General features: G+C 54.4%; 14 protein-coding genes and 1 pseudogene. 3 read left to right on the forward strand and 12 right to left on the reverse strand.

Annotated elements, in window-relative coordinates:
- The 8 genes and pseudogenes from BLT50_RS19005 to BLT50_RS09060 all read right to left on the reverse strand — a co-directional run.
- Positions 1-103: pseudogene (locus BLT50_RS19005) on the reverse strand (IS5/IS1182 family transposase); the annotation flags it as partial.
- 232 nt (positions 104-335) lie between these two features.
- The gene (locus BLT50_RS09035) at positions 336-2,330 is read right to left on the reverse strand and encodes an acyltransferase family protein (RefSeq protein ID WP_090028360.1); all 1,995 of its coding nucleotides are present in this window, start codon (positions 2,328-2,330) and stop codon (positions 336-338) included.
- A gap of 227 nt (positions 2,331-2,557) precedes the next feature.
- Entirely contained in the window at positions 2,558-3,352 is a 795-nt protein-coding gene (locus BLT50_RS09040; RefSeq protein ID WP_090028361.1) for a WecB/TagA/CpsF family glycosyltransferase, read from the reverse strand.
- Positions 3,352-4,221, reverse strand: a complete 870-nt coding sequence (locus BLT50_RS09045; RefSeq protein WP_090028362.1) for a hypothetical protein — start codon at positions 4,219-4,221, stop codon at positions 3,352-3,354. The genes BLT50_RS09040 and BLT50_RS09045 overlap by 1 nt, the downstream gene beginning before the upstream one ends.
- Before the next feature lie 11 nt (positions 4,222-4,232).
- Positions 4,233-5,336, reverse strand: a complete 1,104-nt coding sequence (locus BLT50_RS09050; protein ID WP_090028363.1) for a Gfo/Idh/MocA family protein — start codon at positions 5,334-5,336, stop codon at positions 4,233-4,235.
- A 7-nt stretch (positions 5,337-5,343) separates the two neighbouring features.
- Positions 5,344-5,613: a hypothetical protein gene (locus BLT50_RS19010; protein WP_139170498.1), complete on the reverse strand. Its 270-nt coding sequence runs from the start codon at positions 5,611-5,613 to the stop codon at positions 5,344-5,346.
- Between the two features lie 71 nt (positions 5,614-5,684).
- Positions 5,685-6,701, reverse strand: a complete 1,017-nt coding sequence (locus BLT50_RS09055; protein WP_175491438.1) for a glycosyltransferase family 61 protein — start codon at positions 6,699-6,701, stop codon at positions 5,685-5,687.
- A 4-nt stretch (positions 6,702-6,705) separates the two neighbouring features.
- Positions 6,706-8,226 carry a hypothetical protein gene (locus tag BLT50_RS09060; RefSeq protein ID WP_139170499.1) on the reverse strand — a complete coding sequence of 507 codons (1,521 nt, stop codon included), beginning with the start codon at positions 8,224-8,226 and terminating at the stop codon, positions 6,706-6,708.
- Between the two features lie 395 nt (positions 8,227-8,621).
- On the opposite strand from BLT50_RS09060, the gene BLT50_RS09065 reads away from it, so the two are divergent.
- Both BLT50_RS09065 and BLT50_RS09070 read left to right on the forward strand, forming a co-directional pair.
- Positions 8,622-9,269, forward strand: coding sequence for a hypothetical protein (locus BLT50_RS09065; protein WP_139170500.1), 648 nt, complete (start codon positions 8,622-8,624; stop codon positions 9,267-9,269).
- 290 nt (positions 9,270-9,559) lie between these two features.
- The gene (locus BLT50_RS09070) at positions 9,560-10,630 is read left to right on the forward strand and encodes a leishmanolysin-related zinc metalloendopeptidase (protein WP_139170501.1); all 1,071 of its coding nucleotides are present in this window, start codon (positions 9,560-9,562) and stop codon (positions 10,628-10,630) included.
- Between the two features lie 163 nt (positions 10,631-10,793).
- Here BLT50_RS09070 and BLT50_RS09075 read toward each other — a convergent pair whose 3' ends face one another.
- Positions 10,794-11,531, reverse strand: coding sequence for a VPLPA-CTERM sorting domain-containing protein (locus BLT50_RS09075; protein WP_090028368.1), 738 nt, complete (start codon positions 11,529-11,531; stop codon positions 10,794-10,796).
- 622 nt (positions 11,532-12,153) lie between these two features.
- Here BLT50_RS09075 and xrtD point away from each other — a divergent pair.
- Positions 12,154-13,746, forward strand: coding sequence for a VPLPA-CTERM-specific exosortase XrtD (gene xrtD, locus BLT50_RS09080; RefSeq protein WP_090028369.1), 1,593 nt, complete (start codon positions 12,154-12,156; stop codon positions 13,744-13,746).
- Positions 13,747-13,936: 190 nt separating this feature from the next.
- Here xrtD and BLT50_RS09085 read toward each other — a convergent pair whose 3' ends face one another.
- The 3 genes from BLT50_RS09085 to BLT50_RS19015 form a co-directional block, all read right to left on the reverse strand.
- Positions 13,937-17,926, reverse strand: a complete 3,990-nt coding sequence (locus BLT50_RS09085) for a PA14 domain-containing protein (RefSeq protein WP_175491439.1) — start codon at positions 17,924-17,926, stop codon at positions 13,937-13,939.
- Positions 17,927-18,390: 464 nt separating this feature from the next.
- Positions 18,391-18,678 carry a hypothetical protein gene (locus BLT50_RS09090; RefSeq protein ID WP_139170502.1) on the reverse strand — a complete coding sequence of 96 codons (288 nt, stop codon included), beginning with the start codon at positions 18,676-18,678 and terminating at the stop codon, positions 18,391-18,393.
- 52 nt (positions 18,679-18,730) lie between these two features.
- Entirely contained in the window at positions 18,731-19,045 is a 315-nt protein-coding gene (locus BLT50_RS19015) for a hypothetical protein (protein WP_139170503.1), read from the reverse strand.
- Between the last annotated feature and the right edge of the window lie 16 nt (positions 19,046-19,061).

The following is a 19,061-nucleotide window of genomic DNA, read 5'->3' on the forward strand; positions in this document are numbered from 1 at the left end:
TCAACACACGTCGATCATCAACGCGTGGCTTGCCGTGTGACTTGGGGAAGAAGGGCTCAAGACGCGCCATCTGCGCATCCGTCAGCCAGAAAAGATCAGACATGCTCACCGCTCGGTTTTCGAAGCGTGAATCACGCTCCAACGCGGAAATCAATGGGTCCTGACCCTAGGCGGAGTAGCGAATATCGATCGCAATGGTGTCAATAACTCTGAGAAGACTTTTTTGACTTGGAATTAGATCAAACAAAATGGCCGATACTTTTGTCGCCAGACAACCAAATCCTGTTGCAATTGCTGACCGCGAGATTTTTAACGCTGGAATGATTTGAACAAAATCAATTCTGGCCCACTTCAAAAATACTTTTCAATCCAGAGGGAAGCAGGTTAAGCGCGGCTGTTAGGCTAATATGATCATCGTCAAAGTACAGTGGGGTCCCTTGATCGTCTTTCATATGACAAAATTGATCATCACAAAAGAGATCTGACAACGGGATGTACCACACATCGTCGTAAGCCTCAGCGATATGTTCTAGAATTCGTTCAGTCTTGCCTGCTCTTGCTTCGTATTCCTTTCGAGTGACAGGAGAACTCACTGTCCAGCCAAGCAGGGCTTCCCGAGCGGTGAACTCTGGTACACTTCGACCAACTTCAGGAACAGGGCCGAGTAGTATCACCTTCCTTCTGGTGGCCACGATTTTCGCGACCGTTGCGCTCAACCCGGCTTCAAATAAAGCTGCATTGTCTACAGGGCTCGGTTGTTTCCCGGAGGGGCCTATCCATTCGAGGCTTACGCTGCCGCCTGCCTCGCCTTTATAGCGTGTCCCTTCGACTGAAAGTGTCCAGCGTGCACCGAGTATCACCAAAGGAATATCCCGCTGGCCTTCAAGCCAAGTCCAGACACTCTCATTGAAAGCTGTACACTTTTGACCGTTTGATACTCTCTGTATGTACAGGATAGGCGGGCAGGCGCTATGCCCTGCGAATATACCGGTTTGACCAAAAAGATCCGCCGTTCTGTCCATGCCTGGCATGAACGCGTCGGCGTGACTGTCGCCCCAAAACAAAAAATCTCGTCGACCGTCTTCACCGCGAGGTGCACCAATTGAACATAGGCCGTCGGACGGCTTGACACCAAAGCAATCATCTCTTCTTGGATTTCTATCGTCCGCAAATGACGCAATTGCAGTAACTGCCGCGGGCAATCGGGCAGGAACACCGTCCGAGGCGTGCAAGAACAAACCTGCTCCTATCAAAGTCACCAGTGAGAGAGCTGAGGTAAGAAAGATTGCGCGCTGGTTGAGCGATGCCCGAGAATGCATTCGAAACGGGCGTTCGACAAAGCGAAAGGACAGCCAAGCCATTGCGATGGAAACGGACACGGCAGTGATGGACGTTGCAAAGTGCAAGTGTGCTGTTCCCAATATAATCCGAAGGAATGCAAGGATTGGCCAATGCCACAAATAAAGCGAGTAGGATATCAAGCCGAACCATACAAAGACTCGGTTGCAAAGCAGCGTGTTGACTATGCTTCCTCCGCCGCGTGTTCCGACCCAAATTAAAACAGTCGTTCCAACTACGGGTGGCAACGCGGCCGCTCCCGGAAACGGTGTAGTGGCATCAAAAATGAAAACTGGAACGAGGATTGCGGATATCCCGGCCAACGCCAAAAATTCTCGTGCAAAGCGGTTTTTGGGAGAATGAATTGAAGCAAGAGCAAGTATTGCTCCTGCACCGAGTTCCCAGGCTCGAAAAAAGATCAAATAGAAAGCCCAGTCAGGTTGAATCGGCAGCATCAGTACTGCAGCCCCGAATGAGAAAACCGAAAGACCGATCACAATCCAAAGCGGTTTTCTCCGATCGCGCCAAGGGAGGAGCATCAGTAGAAGAGGAAAGAATAGGTAAAACTGTTCTTCTACAGCAAGCGACCAAGTGTGTAGGAGAGGAGCAAACTCAGCTGCGTTGGCAAAATAATCAAGCGTTTTCGTAAAGTATACGTTTGATAGGAAAAAAGCGGTGGCAAAAGCGGACTGGCCGAGTTTCTTCATCTCTGCTGGCAGTAGAACAAACCAACCAATTGCGAGCGAGGCAAGAACAACAGCCGTCAGTGCCGGTAAGATGCGGCGAGCACGTCTCTCATAAAAGGAAACCAGCGAGAAACTGCCTTTTGCGATCTCATCGGCTACGATTGAAGTAATTAGGTAGCCCGAGATCACGAAAAATACGTCGACGCCAATGAAGCCGCCTGAGGGCCATGGAATGCCTGAATGGTAGAAAACTACCGGTAGAATAGCAACGGCACGCAAACCGTCTATATCTGCCCGATACTTCATTCAGCCTGTTGACCTCTCATGCGCCAATAATCTTTGGTTGCTTCTTAATGCAAAAAAATCGCTTTCTCATCTACCAATACGCCTTGTGTGTTCAGCAGCTTTAACGAAGACCACCGAGAGATCGAGTTTGTTAGCTGCCCTTATGCTGACGCCAGTATAAGCAGGGGCAGGGCGACGAAGACAGCTTTGAATCTTGATGAGCTTTGCTGTGGATCGAAAATAACAGTTTAGCCAAACGGACTGCGATACATACCCAGTTTCTGCTTCAGAACAGCCCAGAGAAACGGCGGTTCATGCACCACGTAGCGATGGAAGCGGGCGCGGGGTTCCTTGAGCAAGCGGTAAAGCCACTCGAAGCCCCATTCGGTGATCCAAGTTGGTGGGCGGGCGAAGGTGCCGCTTTCGTAATCGATCGTACCCCCCAAGGGCAGCCAGAGCCGCACTTCAGGCATGCGGTCACGGTAGCGCATGATGAACTTTTCCTGCCGTCCACCGCCCAGCCCGACGAGGCAGACAGTCGCGCCACTGTCGTTTACGGCCGCGATCATCCGGTCGATTTCGGTGGGATCGGTCTCGAAATCAAAGGCAGGGGCATCGGTCCCGACGATCATCTTACGGCCGACCTTTTCGTTGATCCGCGCAGCGGCCATATCGGCAATTCCCGGCTTGCCTCCCATCAGGAAAACCGTAACCGACGGGTCATCGGCATAGCGCGTGTAAAAACGTGGAAAATAGTCCGAGCCCGACACGCGCTCACGCACAGGATTGCCAAGAAATTTCGTAGCGAAATACATGATCTGGCTGTCACAGGTGATCACGTCGAACCGGTCGAGCAGAGCATGAAACTCGCGGTCGGTCTGGAGCTTCATAATCATGTCGACGTGCAGCGTCAGCATGGCACCTTCGCGGAGATTCTCGATGATGTCATCCATCGACACGTCGTGAACCCAGGCGTTGAGCATGGGCACCCGTTTCAGCTGCCCCAATTTTCCACCGCGTTCCATGTTGCTGCCATCCGCCATCACGCTGTTGCCCCCATATACTTTTCCACCAGCGACTTGGTTCCGCGTATATTGCCCGCCGAGGAGGCGCCGAAGACAATCGATTCCACGCCCGGCAATTCGGAAATCCAGTGTATCGCCTCGTCCGCCGGGATAGCCCCGGAGGCATAGACAGACATCGCCACCGCCCGCACCCGGCCTGATTTCAATGCGTCGAGATAGGCATCGAACCCACCCGACATTCGAAAACCGATCTTGTTGATATTGGCACAGACGATCGGTCGCTCGATGCCTTCCTTTTCGACCGCGTCGAGCAGCATCGGCAGGTTCATGGTGATATAGGCGGGCTCAGCCCCATATTTTTCGATGATATGGTCGTGGAAGATCCGGAAGGCTCGGGTAAAACCCATGCCCAGCAGCAGATCTGTAAAGACGTTTTGCACGAAGACTACCGGCGTCTTGGTGCCCTGGAACATCTTCATCTCCATGTCGATTAGGACACGGGCGATGCCGTCCACCTCCTTGGTTGCCAGCGCCTTGCCGCCCGCCAGCGCCGTCGAAAGCAGTCCGTCGGAAGGCATGAAATGCCGCAATGCGCCAACCATACCGTGTTCGGTCACGGCATTGGCGTATTTATGGGCGTATGGCATGCAGGGGTAGAACTGGAAATCGCCATAGCGCGCGGGGTTTGCACGAATGCGATCGGCTACCTCGGCGATCCGGTCATGGGTGGTGCACATGAAGGTGCGGATACCCTCGTCATAGGCGACGTCCAAGACATCCATGATGGCGTCCGCGTGCTGAAACCGCATGGCCTGGGCGCGCGCCTTTTCCTCGGACATATGATTGATACCGAAAAACTGGTTGTCGCCGAAAAGAAGCCTGTCCATTCTCGGCATGATCAAGCCCCCCGTGCGAACCAGCTGCGTTTGCGCGCCGGTATTGTCTGTTTTGCCATCGGTGGTGAACCTACAGGCGCGCCCGTCTCGGAGTTCTCGATGACCATGGCCATCGTCCGGTCGGTTTGCGTGGCCGAGGCAAAATCGTTCTCGATCGCCTTGCCCTTTCCTGCCGCTACGGCGGTGACGAAATCGTTCAATTGGGCGGAATATTCCTCACCGCGGAGGTAAAACCAGGGGTCCTCGGTCAATTCGGTGGTGTATTTCACGGTCCAGCCTGCATCGTAGCTAGGCAAGGCCGGGTCTGACTTACGTAGGTAAACCTGACATTCCTGCCGGTCGGCAAAGATGCGACCGTTGGTACCTATCATGGTAACGCGTGTTGTCATCTTCCGATGGCTTTCATCGGACCAATTGACTGAAAGCTGTGCTGTCGGACCATCGTTCCAGCTGAGCGTCGCCATGACCTGGTCGTCGATCCCATCGGAAAAGACAGGCGTCAAGACCGAGCCCGAGACCAGCGACGGCACTCCGAAGAACCAGTTCAACAGGTTAAGCGGATGTGCTGCATAGTCGTAGAGGCATCCCCCGCCCTCTTCCTTGCGGGTGCGCCACGTGCCGCGCTTGGGTCGCAGAACGACAGGACCATAAGCCTCGGCGATGACATGCGTGATCCGCCCCAGCGCCCCGCTGTCGACGATACGTTTCATCTCGCGGAACGCTCCCACATAGCGATAGTGATACCCCACCTGCGCGACACGCTCTTTCCCGGCCGCCATTTGCGTCAGCCTTTCACTGTCGGCCCAGTCGAGACAAAAGGGTTTCTCACAAAACACATGCAAATCTCGCTCGAGGGCTGCCGTGACCATCGGGGCGTGCAGCCGCGATGGCGTGGCAATCAGCACTGCATCCAGCCGCTCGGTTTTCAGCATGGCATTGTAATCGCGATGGACCGGGGCAGTAATATTCCGGCTCAGTACATCGACCATGAATCCGGCACCGTCACAGGCCACGGTATCGACCTGCGGATGTGCATTGACCATCGCGAAATGCGACAGGCCCATTTTGCCCAAGCCAACCACCGCGATCCTGATCTTATCGTTCATTCTACTCTTAGCCTCTGTTGTGGCGTTTGCCATCCATGTATCGGTCCATACTTGCAAGCATGGCCAATCCCTGCGGCATCGCCGATATCTTTGCAATGCGCATCGGGCTATAGTAAGGCAACATTCCGCAAAGATTTCGCTGATATTCGGACGTAAATATTTGAGGTGGTCCGGTCAGGGTCGGAGGTCGAACCATCAGCTTGATACGTGACCAGAGCGGCAGAACACCCGCGGCCAGTTCGAATGTTTTTCTGAGTGCTGGCGAGAAATACTTCATGAAATAATGAATGCACGTGACAACTTATTGTCAAACAGCCAAGTTTAAGTGTGAAAGCTTATTCTTTAAGGCTATTTCATGTCCAACGCGATTTCCAACGACTTTGGATCCACGCTGAAGGACTGAAGTGAATACTCAAGGAACGGCTTGTCCAAGTCGTAGGCGCCGGCGATATGTTCAGGTTTGATCCGTCCGCGCACACCGATCCACCGGCATCCGACCTGATGGCACATGACCCGAAAATTGTCAGTCATGTGGCCGCATGGGAAGAGTTCGACTAAACGACTTAGCAAAGACTCCGGCCTCCGATAGAGTAGAGGCGCAATCGCAGCCCCGTGTATTGAAACAATTTCTTCTGCATGTTGAAATATCTTGAATTGGTCGCTAGCAGAAAAGTCTTCTGCGTATATTTTGTGGTAACCCCTTTTCGACAGAAGTTCAGCTATTTCGGTTTCATTCTCAAGGTTGCGAGTAGCTCTTCGCGAAATGAAAAGCTTTCTTGGTAAAGAGTATGATGACGCATCAAATACGCCATGTGTTAGCAGGATATCGTCTACTTCCCTCGAACGCGCCCACAAATGTCTCACAGGACGATTCGAAGTCCATGGCTGCAAAGAGAAAGCCAGGACACTACCTTTCACTGGCGTATCTGTTTGTATTGTATTGATAGAAAAGAGCTTTGCGGCTTCGACTATGTATCTTGGAGTCTTCTTTGGTAGTAAAACCCTCAGCGTTTCTTTCTTCAGTCCGGACTCTTCGATCAGTTTGTAAAGCAAGGGGAGGTGATCATTTAGAAAGTGTGCCCAATTTTGCGGGTGGTGTGTCCGAAAGTCAATCAATACGCCATCGAGTTCATGGGCTTTTTTTCCAAACATTGCTGCGCGCTGAATTGTCCGTAAGTGATCTGAGTGCGAAATCGATTCTTTAAGCTTGATTTTCAAACTTCCGCCGCGCACTGTTTTCGGTGGCAAGGTGATTACTTCACAATCTGGAACAAATCTATCGACCAAGTGCGAGCTAGCTGAAATCAAAATTCCTTTAGGGCACTTATATGGTGGAATTTTAGTTGTAGGAAATTCGTCAGTCATCAATCTACCCCTGTCTCCGGCTGCGATGATGCAAGGGGCGTTTGGCATGATTTGACATAGGCTTAGGTTTATGGCCCAGCGATGATGGGACGCCGTCAAGCCTATTGGTTGCCTCGCGTTGAAAATTTTCTTTCTTGTGAGGTGGTTTCTCGATTTTGCATGCCGTTTGATACCTTCCGGTCAAAGCCCCAGCTAGGAGCCAAGTGATCGGAGATATGGTTCCGTTAGGCAAAAGGTCGATCATCGATCCTGCCAGAGCCAAAGTTAGGCCAGTACTTGCATGAGTAATGCCCTGAAGTTTCCGACTTGCAGCCAGCAAAACAGTCGAAAACCCAAGTAAGCCGAACTGTGCTGTGTAACCAAGCCATCCATAGACGCCGGCGACAATAATCCAATATCCATCTGATGCTATGGTGCGTCCCCGCTCAGTTTTGACTCGGTTACGGCCACCGCTTCCCCAACCGGCCCAAGGTTTGTCGTTGGCGTGAGCAAGCATGGCCTGCTCTGCGTCAAAGCGGTATTCTAGGGAGTCAGCACGCTCCTGGCTTATGCTGGCCATCACCGAATATATTTGTTTTGTCGGCACGAGGTTCGCACCTCTCAAAGCTGGGTATGTGAGTACAGCTAAAACGATAGTTGCGGCTGCAAGCAGCTGAATTCTCGCGGAAAAAAATAGGGTCAGCGGTAACAAGAGCAGCGCGATAACAATAGCGGTCAACGATTTGCAAAGTATTAACGTCATTAGCAGCCAGAAACATGTCATCAGCCAACGCCCGGCTTCATTTGTGGCCCTCATTTCGCGCCACAAAGCACCAGCTGCAAGCACGGCAGCAGCAAACACGATCGCAACCCAGATACCGTGATTGAGGAAAATCACAGGTCGGTATCCGCCAAAGCGTACATGTTGCGCGAACCGGTGCGGCGAAAAGCCATAGATCTCACGGTTAAGTTGTGGGCTCATCCTGACCTCGTAGAGCGCCAGCAAAGAATAACCGAGGGCGGCCACCACAAGAACTTTCAGCAATACAACCTGGCTTTCGGCGCTGTAAAGAAACCTGCGTGCCAAAAAGAATGGAGTAACCATTACAAGAAGATCCAAATTGGCGGAAAGCCCGTCGTAGATCTTGAGGCCTGCCAGAAATCTGTCTCCATCGATAAATGGTTTGGAATTGTTCAACGCGGTAATTATCGGCGAGCCGAAGAGAAGCAGAAAAAGCCCCCAGAATAGAACCTGACCGCGCCTTACTGTAAAATCGTCGGCAAACGCAGTCTGCGGGTGCTCGGTAACTCTTTGGCTCGTCGAGCCCCGGTTTTTCCCGCGTCGCGACACAATAGCCGCGTAGCACATGATAACTGCGAAAAGGCTCGGCACCAGATCTTTGTTCCACGCTGGCAGTAGGGGCAGGTCAAAAACCGCGATGTTTGGCAGCAGCAGGTACCCGCCGATGATCGTCCATGCCAGGGCCTCGTTCAGGGGGCGCGTTCGGAAAAGGACGATGGTAACCACCGGCCAGATGAACAGCATGGCGTATGCGAAAGTGTTCGGCATGAAATGCGTCTGCAGGTTCCGTGGGGCGCGTTATCAGCGGCGGTGGCTTCAGATCATCTGGTTTCAGTCATACGTGGTTTGGGGCTTCGGAAAAACCTTCGTTTTGAACTTAAACCGATTGTATCCGCCGTGTTGCAGGTTTTCTTGCTGCCCTCGTCCAATTAAGCCGATTCGGCTCGGTTTTGCTTGCGGATAGGGCTGAATACTACCTTGGCGCTAATGGTGGCGATGGGTACGTCTTTGCCTTCAATCATTGGGTGAATCTTGCGGGTCGTATTCTGATTTTCCTACAAAATGGGGCGAGAATGTGGCAGTGTTCTGGGGAATTTTACGAGTTGTTTTTGAATGGTTTGCATCCAAGGAGATTCGAAATGGACTTTTTCAAAAAGCTGGCTTTCCCGATCTGTGCGGCTGTTGGACTGTTTGCAGCTGCATCGGCAGATGCGTCTACTTGCAGTGTTTCTGGCGCGACTATTACTAAAATCGGAAGCACCAACGTCGCGCCCGCATTGGCCGCAACCGCATGTGAAGACTACGCAGGGAACATTGGTGCCGGCAGTACTTTCATTGACGGCCTCAATGCGGGCACGTTTTTCACGGGTGAGTTCGCTGCCGGAACGACTTGGACATTCGTTGGAAAAGAAGATTCAAGCACAGATGATCCAGACATAACTGCGCAAATCGGCAATACGATTGGTACATGGTCTGCCGACTTCGATAGCTTGCTGGTCAACAATGTCATCATTGCCCTCAAGGGTACTCAGAATGGTGCTTTGTTCCTGTTCAAGGGCCTGAACCCATCTGCTTCCTATTTTGAGGGTGGATTTGACATGACTTTGGCCGGGTTGATCGCTGGTGGTTCTGGCGGCGGTGGCGGTCTATCTAACCTGTCTGTTGCCGGAGTGTATGTTAGCGACCCGCCGGGCGGCGTAATTCCACTTCCTGCTGGCCTTCCTCTCCTGCTGTCGGCCATAGGGATCGGTGGACTTATCAGCCGGCGAAAGCGTAAAACGGCGTAAACTCGCCTGCAGCCACAATACCTTGGGATAGGGCGCCTTGATGGGCGCCCTATTTTCGTCATACTGGCCGCATAATAACAAACCCCGGTCGGGGGCAAGATCGAGCGAGAGCGGACATGAAGCAGCACAACGGCAAGGGCCCACGCGGGCCAATGGCAGACATTCTGCCCCCGGTGTTTGATGCAGAAGCGGTATCCGAGTTTTTTTCACGAGAACATCCAGGCAAGGCGGAACTGCCAGCCGATATTCCCTCCTTTGAACCAGAGTTGACCCGGTCGCATCACACGGAAGTGGACAGCGCGATCGAGCACCCCGTTTTGCCCGACGCGATGCAGAACGCAAAGGACGGGCTGGAGCGTGCGGACGACGTTGCGGCGGTTGACCTGCAGGATCGCGCGACCCCGTTTTCCGTTTTCGAAAGGTCTGAAGCACCGTCAGACATCATTCTGGATGCCGCGGCCAAGCCAAGCTGGGCTGGCGGCGGCGATAAGACCACCGATGGCGGTGGCGGCGGTAAAGGTAAAGGCAAGAACAAGTCTGCCGATATCGGTGATGGTACGACCGATACCAATCCCGATAGCGGAACGAACACCGGCACCGATACGGGATCGACTACCGACACCGGGACCGGGTCGAATACCGGCACGGACACAGCGACCGGTACGGGCACCGAAACCAACACCGGCAGTAACGATCCAAACGTCTATGTCAGCGGATTGGACACACCGGATGGTTACAACATCGCACTCGTTTTCCAGGGCGACTGGTTGCAGTCGCAGCGTGACGCACTTGCGCGCGCCGCCGAGGCAATCAGCGATTTCATCACCGGTGACGTGGCCAGCCATAACGGCATCGACGATATCGAACTCACGCTGGTGCAGGCCAGCATCGACGGTGGCGGCGGGGCTTGGGCGACTGGTGGGCCGCGCTCTCTACGGTCGGACAGCTTGCTGCCCAGCACTGGTGTTCTGACGTTCGATACGGCCGACATCGGCAGCCTCGACTCAAGCGGGCTTTGGGAAGACCTGGGCATGCACGAAATGCTTCATGCGATGGGGTTTGGCACGCTGTTTTCAGCGCTTGGGCTGATAGACACGGTCGATGGCCAGAAACGATTTACCGGAACGAACGCTGTCGAGGCTTACAATGCCGAATTCGTGACGATCGCCGGCAACGATCCGCTATCCGATATCGGCATTCGCCTCGATAGCTCGGGCGCGCATTGGGATGACGGCACGTTTACCAAGGAATTGATGACGCCTTACCTGCGCTATTCGGGCAACTACCTGTCGGACATGAGCATCGCGGCGATGGAAGACATCGGCTATGAAACGATTTACGAGCCCGTCACCATAGCCTGATTGTTGGCCAAGCAAGAGCCGGTGACGCGAATGCGACACCGGCCCTCTTCAATGCGAGACCGCAGAATGAGGTTCGCGGTCCTCTTGATGAAAAGATCGTCGGCACATGGCCGTTAAAAGTGCTTTCTACGCGACCCAGGCACTAGTTACGGTAATTCGTTGATCAGTCATTGCTCTGCTTACGCTTCCCGCGGCCGACAGCGGCAAGTCCACCGAATGCTCCGAGCAGAAGAAAACCGGCAGCGGGCAGGGGCACGGGCGTTGCAGTGACCAGGTTCTGGCTCAACTGTGCGCCGGTCTGATCCAAGCCGGATTCCAGGAAGGTAAGCTTGTAGCGCTTGGAAACCGGTCCATCGATATTTGCCAACAGGTTGTCGGCAAAGACCTCGCCGGCGTTGTACCCATTCGCCTTGAAGTCGCCCGAGCTGATATCGAATTGTCCCAGTGCAACGCGGCCGTCGCTTTCGTTGATGACCTCCCAAAGGGCCAGTTGGAACCCGACGGATTGGTCGTCCTTTGTCAGATCCAGCGTCGCATAGGCCGTGTCGAATAGCTTTTGCACCAGCGACTTGCGTTCAAGCGACAAGGGCGAAGACGTGTAAGGCACATAGCCTGCGCTGTCCTCGGTCGCTTCATACGTATTGGGAAGCTTCAGCCAGTGGTCGATATCGAGGCAGAACGCGACGAAGTCTCCTAGGCTCCCGCCGGTCAGGGCGAAGGCACCCACATCGGCATCAATCTTGGTCCCTGCATCCGACAACTCCATGATCTTGTGACCATAGGGGCCAAAGGTGCTCGAGAATTGCTTGGAGATCGTCAGGGTTTCCGCCTGCGCACCGCATGCTGCCAGCGCAAAGCCCGCTGCCATTATTGTGGATTTGGCGATCGAAACACTCTCCATAAACTCAACTCCTGTCCTGTAGCCCCCGGTGCCAAAGCTCGGCTGAAAATTGACACGTTACCGCCACAATCTATCAATCGGCGAAAATTGGGCATAGAACAGAGTGCAAAATACCACCCTGGCGAGAAATGCTTGCCAAAATTTTGACACATATCTCGCATTGGTAGATTTCAGCGGGAACAATTTTTGTCTGTAATTTCGACTGGTTCAGAACCGGAAACAGGGGATTTGCAGGTTCGCCAGAAAATTGCCCAGATTCACACTGCGCAAATGGTGGGCGATTCTCGTCGATGATGGCGGTTTTCCCGGGGGTCGGGCAGATCACTGCGTTTCGTGATCCAGAACAGTTACGCAGAAACTTACTCAGATCTTGGGCGCAATTGTTGCATGAATTCTATACAAAATATTGAAAGAAAACGAAAAAACTATACTTCTCCTGCTTGTTTTGGGTGTGTTCACAAAAATGAGGCAAAAACTCCCGCCATCTGCGGACGTCCGTTCACGGCTGCGTCAGCTGGCATGATTAATTTGGTTTTTCGGGCTTCTTCAGGTAGAACCGTGTGAGTTCACACAATTTTCTTGCCCACCGGGTTATTAGATTTCGACAGGGTCTGACTCAGTCATGACAGATATATCAAGGTCTCATACGCCGATCGTTTCAGGCTTTCTTCATTGGGGAACATTCTGGCTGCTTTTGGCGACCCTCGCTGCGGCCGTGTTCTACTGGGATGGCGTAGCCGAACTTCTCGTGGCTTGGCAGCTACCGGAATACAGTCATGGTCCTTTGATTCCGGTTCTTTCTGCGCTGCTTTTCCTGCGTCAGCTGAAAACCGTACCCGTCAACCACGGACCGGTCCATGATCGTTGGCCCGGTGTCCTTCTTCTTGTCATAGCGGTTGCGCTTGGCGGGGCAGGGCGGTTGTTGGAAATTCACGACATCGTGGCATACGGGCTGATCCTGTGGGTCGGGGCGATCCTGCTGATCAGCTTTGGCTGGGATACGGGCAAACATTTCTGGCCGCCCGTGGTGCACCTCGTTTACATGCTGCCGTTGCCCGGTGCGCTTTACTATGGTCTCTCGACCTATCTTCAGGGCGTGTCGTCCGAGTTGGGCGTCTACTTTCTACAGTTGATCAGCGTGCCTGTTTTCCTCGAAGGCAACATCATCGACCTCGGAGTTTACAAGCTCCAAGTGGCCGAAGCCTGTTCCGGTCTGCGCTATCTGTTCCCTATTCTCAGCTTTTCGTACATCTTCGCCGTGCTCTATCAAGGTCCGATGTGGCACAAGGCCCTGCTGCTGATTTCGGCGGCACCGATCACAGTCTTCATGAATTCGGTGCGCATCGCGATCGCAGGCTTCATCGTGAATCACTACGGCCTCGACTGGGTCGAAGGCTTTACGCACTTCTTCGAAGGCTGGGTGATCTTCATCGCCTGTGTCCTGATCCTGTTTGCGCTGGCATGGGTTCTGGTCCTGCTGCGCCGCGACAAGGTGGGGCTGATCGAGGCGCTCGATCTTGAAACCGACGGGCTTGGCACTCAGGCAAAGCGCATCGGACTGGTCCAACCGAGCAAGGCAATGCTGACTGCGGCCTTGCTGGTCGGCTGCCTTGCTATGGCCTGGAAGGTCATACCCGAGCGCGAAACCGTCTTTGTCGAGCGTGAACCCTTCACGCTCTTCCCGTCCAGCGTCGGTGACTGGCGCGCATTGCGCCTTGGATCGTTCGACCCACAGGTCGAACGGGTGCTCGCCGCCGACGATTACCTCGTGGCGAACCTAACCCAACCGGGCGTGGCCGAACCTGTTGAATTGTTCGTCGCATGGTACAAGGACCAAAGCCGGGGTGGCGTTCACTCACCCGAGGTTTGCCTTCCAGGCGCTGGCTGGGAAATCGCCGCGCTGGATCCCATCGACGCGACGGACGAAACCACCGGCCATGCGTTTACCCTGAACCGGGCGATCATCCAGAAAGGCGTAAACCGGCAGCTGGTTTATTACTGGTATGAACAGCAGGGCAAGCGGACGTCGTCCATGTTCACGGCGAAACTGCACCTGTTGCTCGGCAAACTGGCGAACGGCCGCAACGACAGCGCAATCGTGCGCCTTACGACGCGCATGGGCGCCGACGAAACGGTCGCTTCGGCCGAGGCCCGGCTGCAGGAAAGCATGCAAGATGTTCTGGTCCGCTTGCCGCGTTTTGTGCCGGGGCTTTGATCAGGGCGTATCGTATCGATAAATAGGTGGCGTTTCCAGAACAGTTCAAGTTTTTCTGGCTTGAGCAGGATACGTTTGGCCCATCTGAGTTTTGCGTACTTGGATTCATAGGTGCTATGTTATCGGCAAGCAAAAAACGGCCCACTGAGAGCTCCGTGGGCCGAAATGCAATCCAGATTATCCCAAAAGGTTAGGCGTCGTAGATGTCGATGAAGACCGTGCCCTTGGACAGAACACCGTCCCCGTCGGAAACCCAATAGTCGAAACTTTCGACCCCCACCTTGTTTTCATGCGGTGCAAACAGCAGGGTGCCATCCTCTTGTAGGCTGAGATCGCCATGGAACGGATTGGTGAAACCATCGACATGCAACTCGCCACCTTCGGGGTCCAAGTCATTGGCCAGAACGTCGATGACGATGGGTGCTTCCATTGGTGTGCTTACGAAATCGTCCCGAGTGACTGGAGCCAGGCTGTCGAGGTTGATCAGACCGTTGTTGTTCACCTCATACTTGGCCAGTATCTCATCCGAGATGTCGAGCGTTATCACGTGAACCATTTTTAATAGCTCACCTGTGGCCCGATCTGCGATGAAATCCTTCAATAGCATAACGTGCTCGCCATTTTCGGTTTCGTAGTAACCATCGCGCTGTAGCATTGGCAGAATGCTCGTTTTAAAATCTACTACATGAACATCGTCGGCAAATTCACGTGTGCTTTCACCGATCGAATCGATTTTAGTTCCAGTCAAGTAAAGGTCTTCCCACATTTCGATCGTCGTGTCGCTGTCAAGCACGAAAGATAGTCGGCCTTCAACAAGCTCATCAGACGCTATTATTGTGTGTTTGCTTGGGTCGTACCCAATCATGTCATACTTATTATTAAGCAACTCAACATCGATGAGAACATGGCCAACATCTTCTGGTGACCAATCGGGTCGTTCCCGTTGGTCAAGGTCGAGACCTGTAGCAAAACCATCAATTGTCATGCCATTTAGCGCAAAATCAAAGGTATGAGGACCAAACTCATAACCCGTATGAGCCCTTGCTACGTAGTCTGGATTTGTTGTCCCTAAGAGGTCAAAATCAAGCAGGGTATAATGCGATGTATATGTCATTTGAACGCCGTTTGAGGTTTCCCAGTTGGTGAAACCATCCATTACCGTACGTACGTCATGTCCCTGCCAATTCATCCGCTTGACGACGATCATGCCAACTTGTGTGCCGAAGGCTTCATTGTCGTGAAAGCCTTGAATTGGGACTTGGGCATTTGCTCGTGGGCTTTCACTTCCATAATATGCGTCTGGGTTGTCGAGCTGATCAACCGTAGGAACGCCGTCCGAGGCACGTAGCATCCATACGTACCCATGTGTTGTGTTCGCTGCTACATTGTGGCCTGTCTCAACCGCCCTCCCAGCGAAGAAGAAAGCATCACCAGTGCGCCCGACATCATCCCGCACCACATCTTCGCCGGATTTGGTCTTGGCATGCCCGTAACCGACGCCCTCCGATTTGATTGCCATGTTTTCCCACCAAAGCCCGGTCTCGTTGCCGTCCTCAGCGACAAATGCAGCGCCAAATACATCAAAGGCAATGTTCTGGACAAACTCCGCATGGCTGTCATGGTGCACATAACCCCAGCCGGGGGACCCGCTGACGGTGTTGCCGAATGCGATCGCGGGGTTATCCTGATCCTCGGTGCCCGTCTTGTGCAGGTGGAAAGAATAGCGACCCTGGATATTCGTATCGGCCTCGATCGTGGAAGGGTCGAGGCGCTCGATCAGGAAGGCCGGTTTTGACTTGTCCGTACGTCCCAGATCGTCGAACGCGGCATAGCGCACATCGACGTCGTCATTGTGCATGAACATGACGTGACCACGGTGGTTGATAGCCGTTGCATCGCCATCTTCGCTCGAGAACGTGATGTTGCGGCTCATGTTCGCGACATAGCCCGAAAGGTCCTCGCGCGGGGCGTCGTGATCATACTGAAGCGGGCGGTCGACTGTGATCTTGTCACCGTCAATGGAAACGATCACCAGTTCTTCATCTTGGCTCTCAGTGTGCTCTTTACGTCCGTCCACCAAGGTCCAACCGGTCTTGTGCGTTCCCGTCACCACAATGGTGTCGCCGACGGACCAGTTGTCGGGCACCTCGTCGAGTTGGATCACGGAGTCACCGGCCATCGGATCAGCAGCGAACTTGGTGTAGGCCGTCTTTTCGGCACCGTGGATTTCCACTTCACCGTGCGAAATCACGCCACGCGACAGCAGCATCGGATCCCAGCTGACATCGATATCGCCATTGTTTGCGATCACGATTTCCACGTTCACGTCATCCTGCACCGGGTTGTCTTCGGTCCCGATTTCCAGACGGCCGGACTTCGAAACGATCATCGTGTCGACCAGCAAACGGCTATCCATGTCGGTTGCAAAGGAAAGCTCGCCATCGACGCGGACGGTGAACAGCGATTCATCGCTTTCGCCGGCGTATTTGACCGACACGCCTTCCGGGATCAGAACCTTCGCGCCCTCATCGGGAATGCGGCCCTGGTACCAAGTGTCCGGGTCGAACCAATCGCCATCCCGCACCGCGACGTGTGTCGCTTCAGAGCGCGGCACGAGATTGAGCAATTGGCTATGTTCCGAGGCCTTGTTCACGTCGTCCGAATGGACCGTGTGCCCGCCGGTATCGGCTTGTGCCATGACTGCGGCAACGAATGCGTCTTCTTCCTCAGGCGTGGTGGGCTGCGAGATGGCCATATCGCCATGGTCGCCGTGGTCCATGCCGGTGTCACCGCCCATGTCCATGCCTGTGTCGCCACCCATGTCCATGCCTGTGTCGCCACCCATGTCCATGCCGCTGTCGACCGAGTCCTCGCCTTCCGATCCAACCAGCGAGTCATCCTCCGCGGGCGCCTCGTGCGTGAAGCTTTCGCCGCCGATGGTCTGGCGCGCACCGCCTGAATCCGGGCCTTCCCATTCGAGCGTCAGAACCTGTTCGCGGTAGTTGTCGAAATACTGGACCTCGAACGCATGTGCCCCGGCGTCCAGTTCGATGGTCACGGTTTGCAATGTTGCGCTATGCGCACGGTCGTTGTCGATGATCTGCTCACCATCAAGGTAAAGCGCCGAGCCATCATCCGAGGTCAAATAAAAGGTGTAGGTGCCACCGTTCACGATGTTCAGGAAGCCTTCGTACTGCGCGGCAAACTTGTTTGCGGCGCCGCCGTCCCAAAACGCGTCGTTCGTATGGGTGTAGTCGAGCGCATCGACTACCGCGGTGGCGTCCGGCGTTGCGTCGAAATCGATTTGCGACAACGAGCGCACATGAGTGTCCATTGCGAAGAAGCTTGCCCGCAGACCAAAAAGGTTGGCCTGATCCTCTTCGACGGTGTCCGGGGCAGTCGTATTGTCGCCGCCCATGTCCGCGCCGGTATCGCCGCCCATATCCATGCCGCTGTCGACCGAGTCCTCGCCTTCCGAACCAACCAGCGAGTCATCCCCTGCTGGCGCCTCGAGCGTGAAGCTATCGCCGCCGATGGTCTGGCGCGCGCCGCCCGAATCCGGGCCTTCCCATTCGAGCGTCAGAACCTGTTCGCGGTAGTTGTCGAAATACTGGACCTCGAACGCATGTGCCCCGGCGTCCAGCTCGATGGTCACGGTTTTCAATGTTGCGCTGTGCGCACGGTCGTTGTCGATGATCTGCTCGCCATCAAGGTAAAGTGCCGAGCCATCATCCGAGGTCAGGAAAAAGGTGTAGGTGCCCGCCGTTTCGACATTCAAGAACCCCGTATACTGCGCGGCAAACTTGTTCGCGGCGCCGCCGTCCCAAAAGGCGTCGTTGGTACGGGTGTAGTCGAGCGCGTCGACCACCATCGTGGCATCCGGCGTCGCGTCGAAATCGATTTGCGACAACGAGCGTACATGTTTCGCCAAGGCGAAGAAGCTTGCATTCAGACCCGTCTGGATTCCGCCTGCGGCAACGTCGCCGCTGTCGGAGATGACTGTCCCGCCCGCATCGCCCGTGGATGTGGCCAATGTTCCCATCGGCTCGGTCTGCAGGTTATGCAATTGAACATCCATGTTGCTGACGGTCAGCGGTGTCGCGCCTTTGCGCTCGTCATCCTGAAACAGGGTTTCCAGGTTGGTGTTGGTCGTCAGTTTCTTGCCTGCCACGCTTTGCATTCTGTCTGCTCCTCGGAAACGGATCGCGTTGTTTGGCGCCATGGGTGACCCAGCTTTTGGGCCAATTTGCGGCGCGCTGTTGTCCAATTTGGGAAGTCATCCCAAAGCCACGGAGCAGCCTAAAGCTTGGAAATCATTGTCATTCCGTTCCTCATCCCGGTCTCAACCGACTTCCAGGGCAGGATGCGGCATGGCAAACGGACGCGCGAAATCACGCGCACCGAAATGCATCCACAACCAATAACTGAGCGGAAATCCGTTGAAACACACTGCCATCACGTCGCGGCTTAATTGCCGCGATCTTTTATGCATCCTGAGGTAACTAAAGGATTGACACCGGGCAATCTTCCGGCCGTTCACGCCCCGAAAAGAGCGTGATTTCGCGCATTACGCTGGGTCAAAAGGCAAAAGAACGCCGTTTCCTGGCGTTCTGCACCCGTCCAAGCGGCTGGCGGAGCGATTACTTAAAGATTGAAGTGGAAATCGTCCATCGACAGGTAGTCCGAGACCGCGGCCTTCTTCGGAGGCGTTGCGTCGGGGTCGTGAAACGTGCGCGGGCGTGATTGCGGCACGGCTTTCGCCTGGGTCAATTTCAGCGGCTTGGCCGTTTCGTCGATGCGCCGGGCAAAAGCTGGCACGTCGGCGGCATCATGTGGCGCGGGATCGGCGCCTGCCTGGAGCAGAAAGAAAATGCCCTGCCGGGTTCCCACAAGATCTTCGGGAATCGGGGCTTCGTCGGTGATTTCTGACATATCCAACTCTCCGCGGTGTTTTTTCACCAGGCGCCGGGCCTTGCTCTAGAATTCAGACAAAATTGTCGAAAAAACGGCAGAGCGCCGGAAAGCCGCGGAAACGTTGGCACGCGAATATTTGGCCATGATGACTGCTCCTCAACGCCCAACCGCAGTTGGGCCCGCCTGTATGCATCGTCGACGGTGTTGTTGTCCCCGTTCGTTCGACGCGTCTGTTATTTTGCCTCGCGGTCATAGTGCCTTTTTCAGTTTGATTGGAAAAGCCCCAAATGGACGTGTCGGCGGCAAACCCCTTGATTGCCGTAATGAAATGCTGCCACTCTTGGCCTGCATTTGAAATCGGTTGGGACAGACTATTGTCGATCATTCGTTTCTTACAGTTC

It is taken from the genome of Lutimaribacter saemankumensis, from assembly GCF_900100005.1.
Lineage (GTDB): Bacteria > Pseudomonadota > Alphaproteobacteria > Rhodobacterales > Rhodobacteraceae > Lutimaribacter > Lutimaribacter saemankumensis.

Bases quoted from the DNA above. Each gene is read 5' to 3' on its own strand.
- BLT50_RS19015 (WP_139170503.1), bottom strand. From the start codon at position 19,045: ATGATCGACAATAGTCTGTCCCAACCGATTTCAAATGCAGGCCAAGAG.
- BLT50_RS19010 (WP_139170498.1), bottom strand. From the start codon at position 5,613: ATGAAGTATTTCTCGCCAGCACTCAGAAAAACATTCGAACTGGCCGCG.
- BLT50_RS09055 (WP_175491438.1), bottom strand. From the start codon at position 6,701: ATGACTGACGAATTTCCTACAACTAAAATTCCACCATATAAGTGCCCT.
- BLT50_RS09085 (WP_175491439.1), bottom strand. From the start codon at position 17,926: ATGCAAAGCGTGGCAGGCAAGAAACTGACGACCAACACCAACCTGGAA.
- BLT50_RS09075 (WP_090028368.1), bottom strand. From the start codon at position 11,531: ATGGAGAGTGTTTCGATCGCCAAATCCACAATAATGGCAGCGGGCTTT.
- BLT50_RS09040 (WP_090028361.1), bottom strand. From the start codon at position 3,352: ATGGCGGATGGCAGCAACATGGAACGCGGTGGAAAATTGGGGCAGCTG.
- BLT50_RS09065 (WP_139170500.1), top strand. From the start codon at position 8,622: ATGGACTTTTTCAAAAAGCTGGCTTTCCCGATCTGTGCGGCTGTTGGA.
- BLT50_RS09045 (WP_090028362.1), bottom strand. From the start codon at position 4,221: ATGGACAGGCTTCTTTTCGGCGACAACCAGTTTTTCGGTATCAATCAT.
- xrtD (WP_090028369.1), top strand. From the start codon at position 12,154: ATGACAGATATATCAAGGTCTCATACGCCGATCGTTTCAGGCTTTCTT.
- BLT50_RS09060 (WP_139170499.1), bottom strand. From the start codon at position 8,226: ATGCTGTTCATCTGGCCGGTGGTTACCATCGTCCTTTTCCGAACGCGC.
- BLT50_RS09050 (WP_090028363.1), bottom strand. From the start codon at position 5,336: ATGAACGATAAGATCAGGATCGCGGTGGTTGGCTTGGGCAAAATGGGC.
- BLT50_RS09035 (WP_090028360.1), bottom strand. From the start codon at position 2,330: ATGAAGTATCGGGCAGATATAGACGGTTTGCGTGCCGTTGCTATTCTA.
- BLT50_RS09090 (WP_139170502.1), bottom strand. From the start codon at position 18,678: ATGTCAGAAATCACCGACGAAGCCCCGATTCCCGAAGATCTTGTGGGA.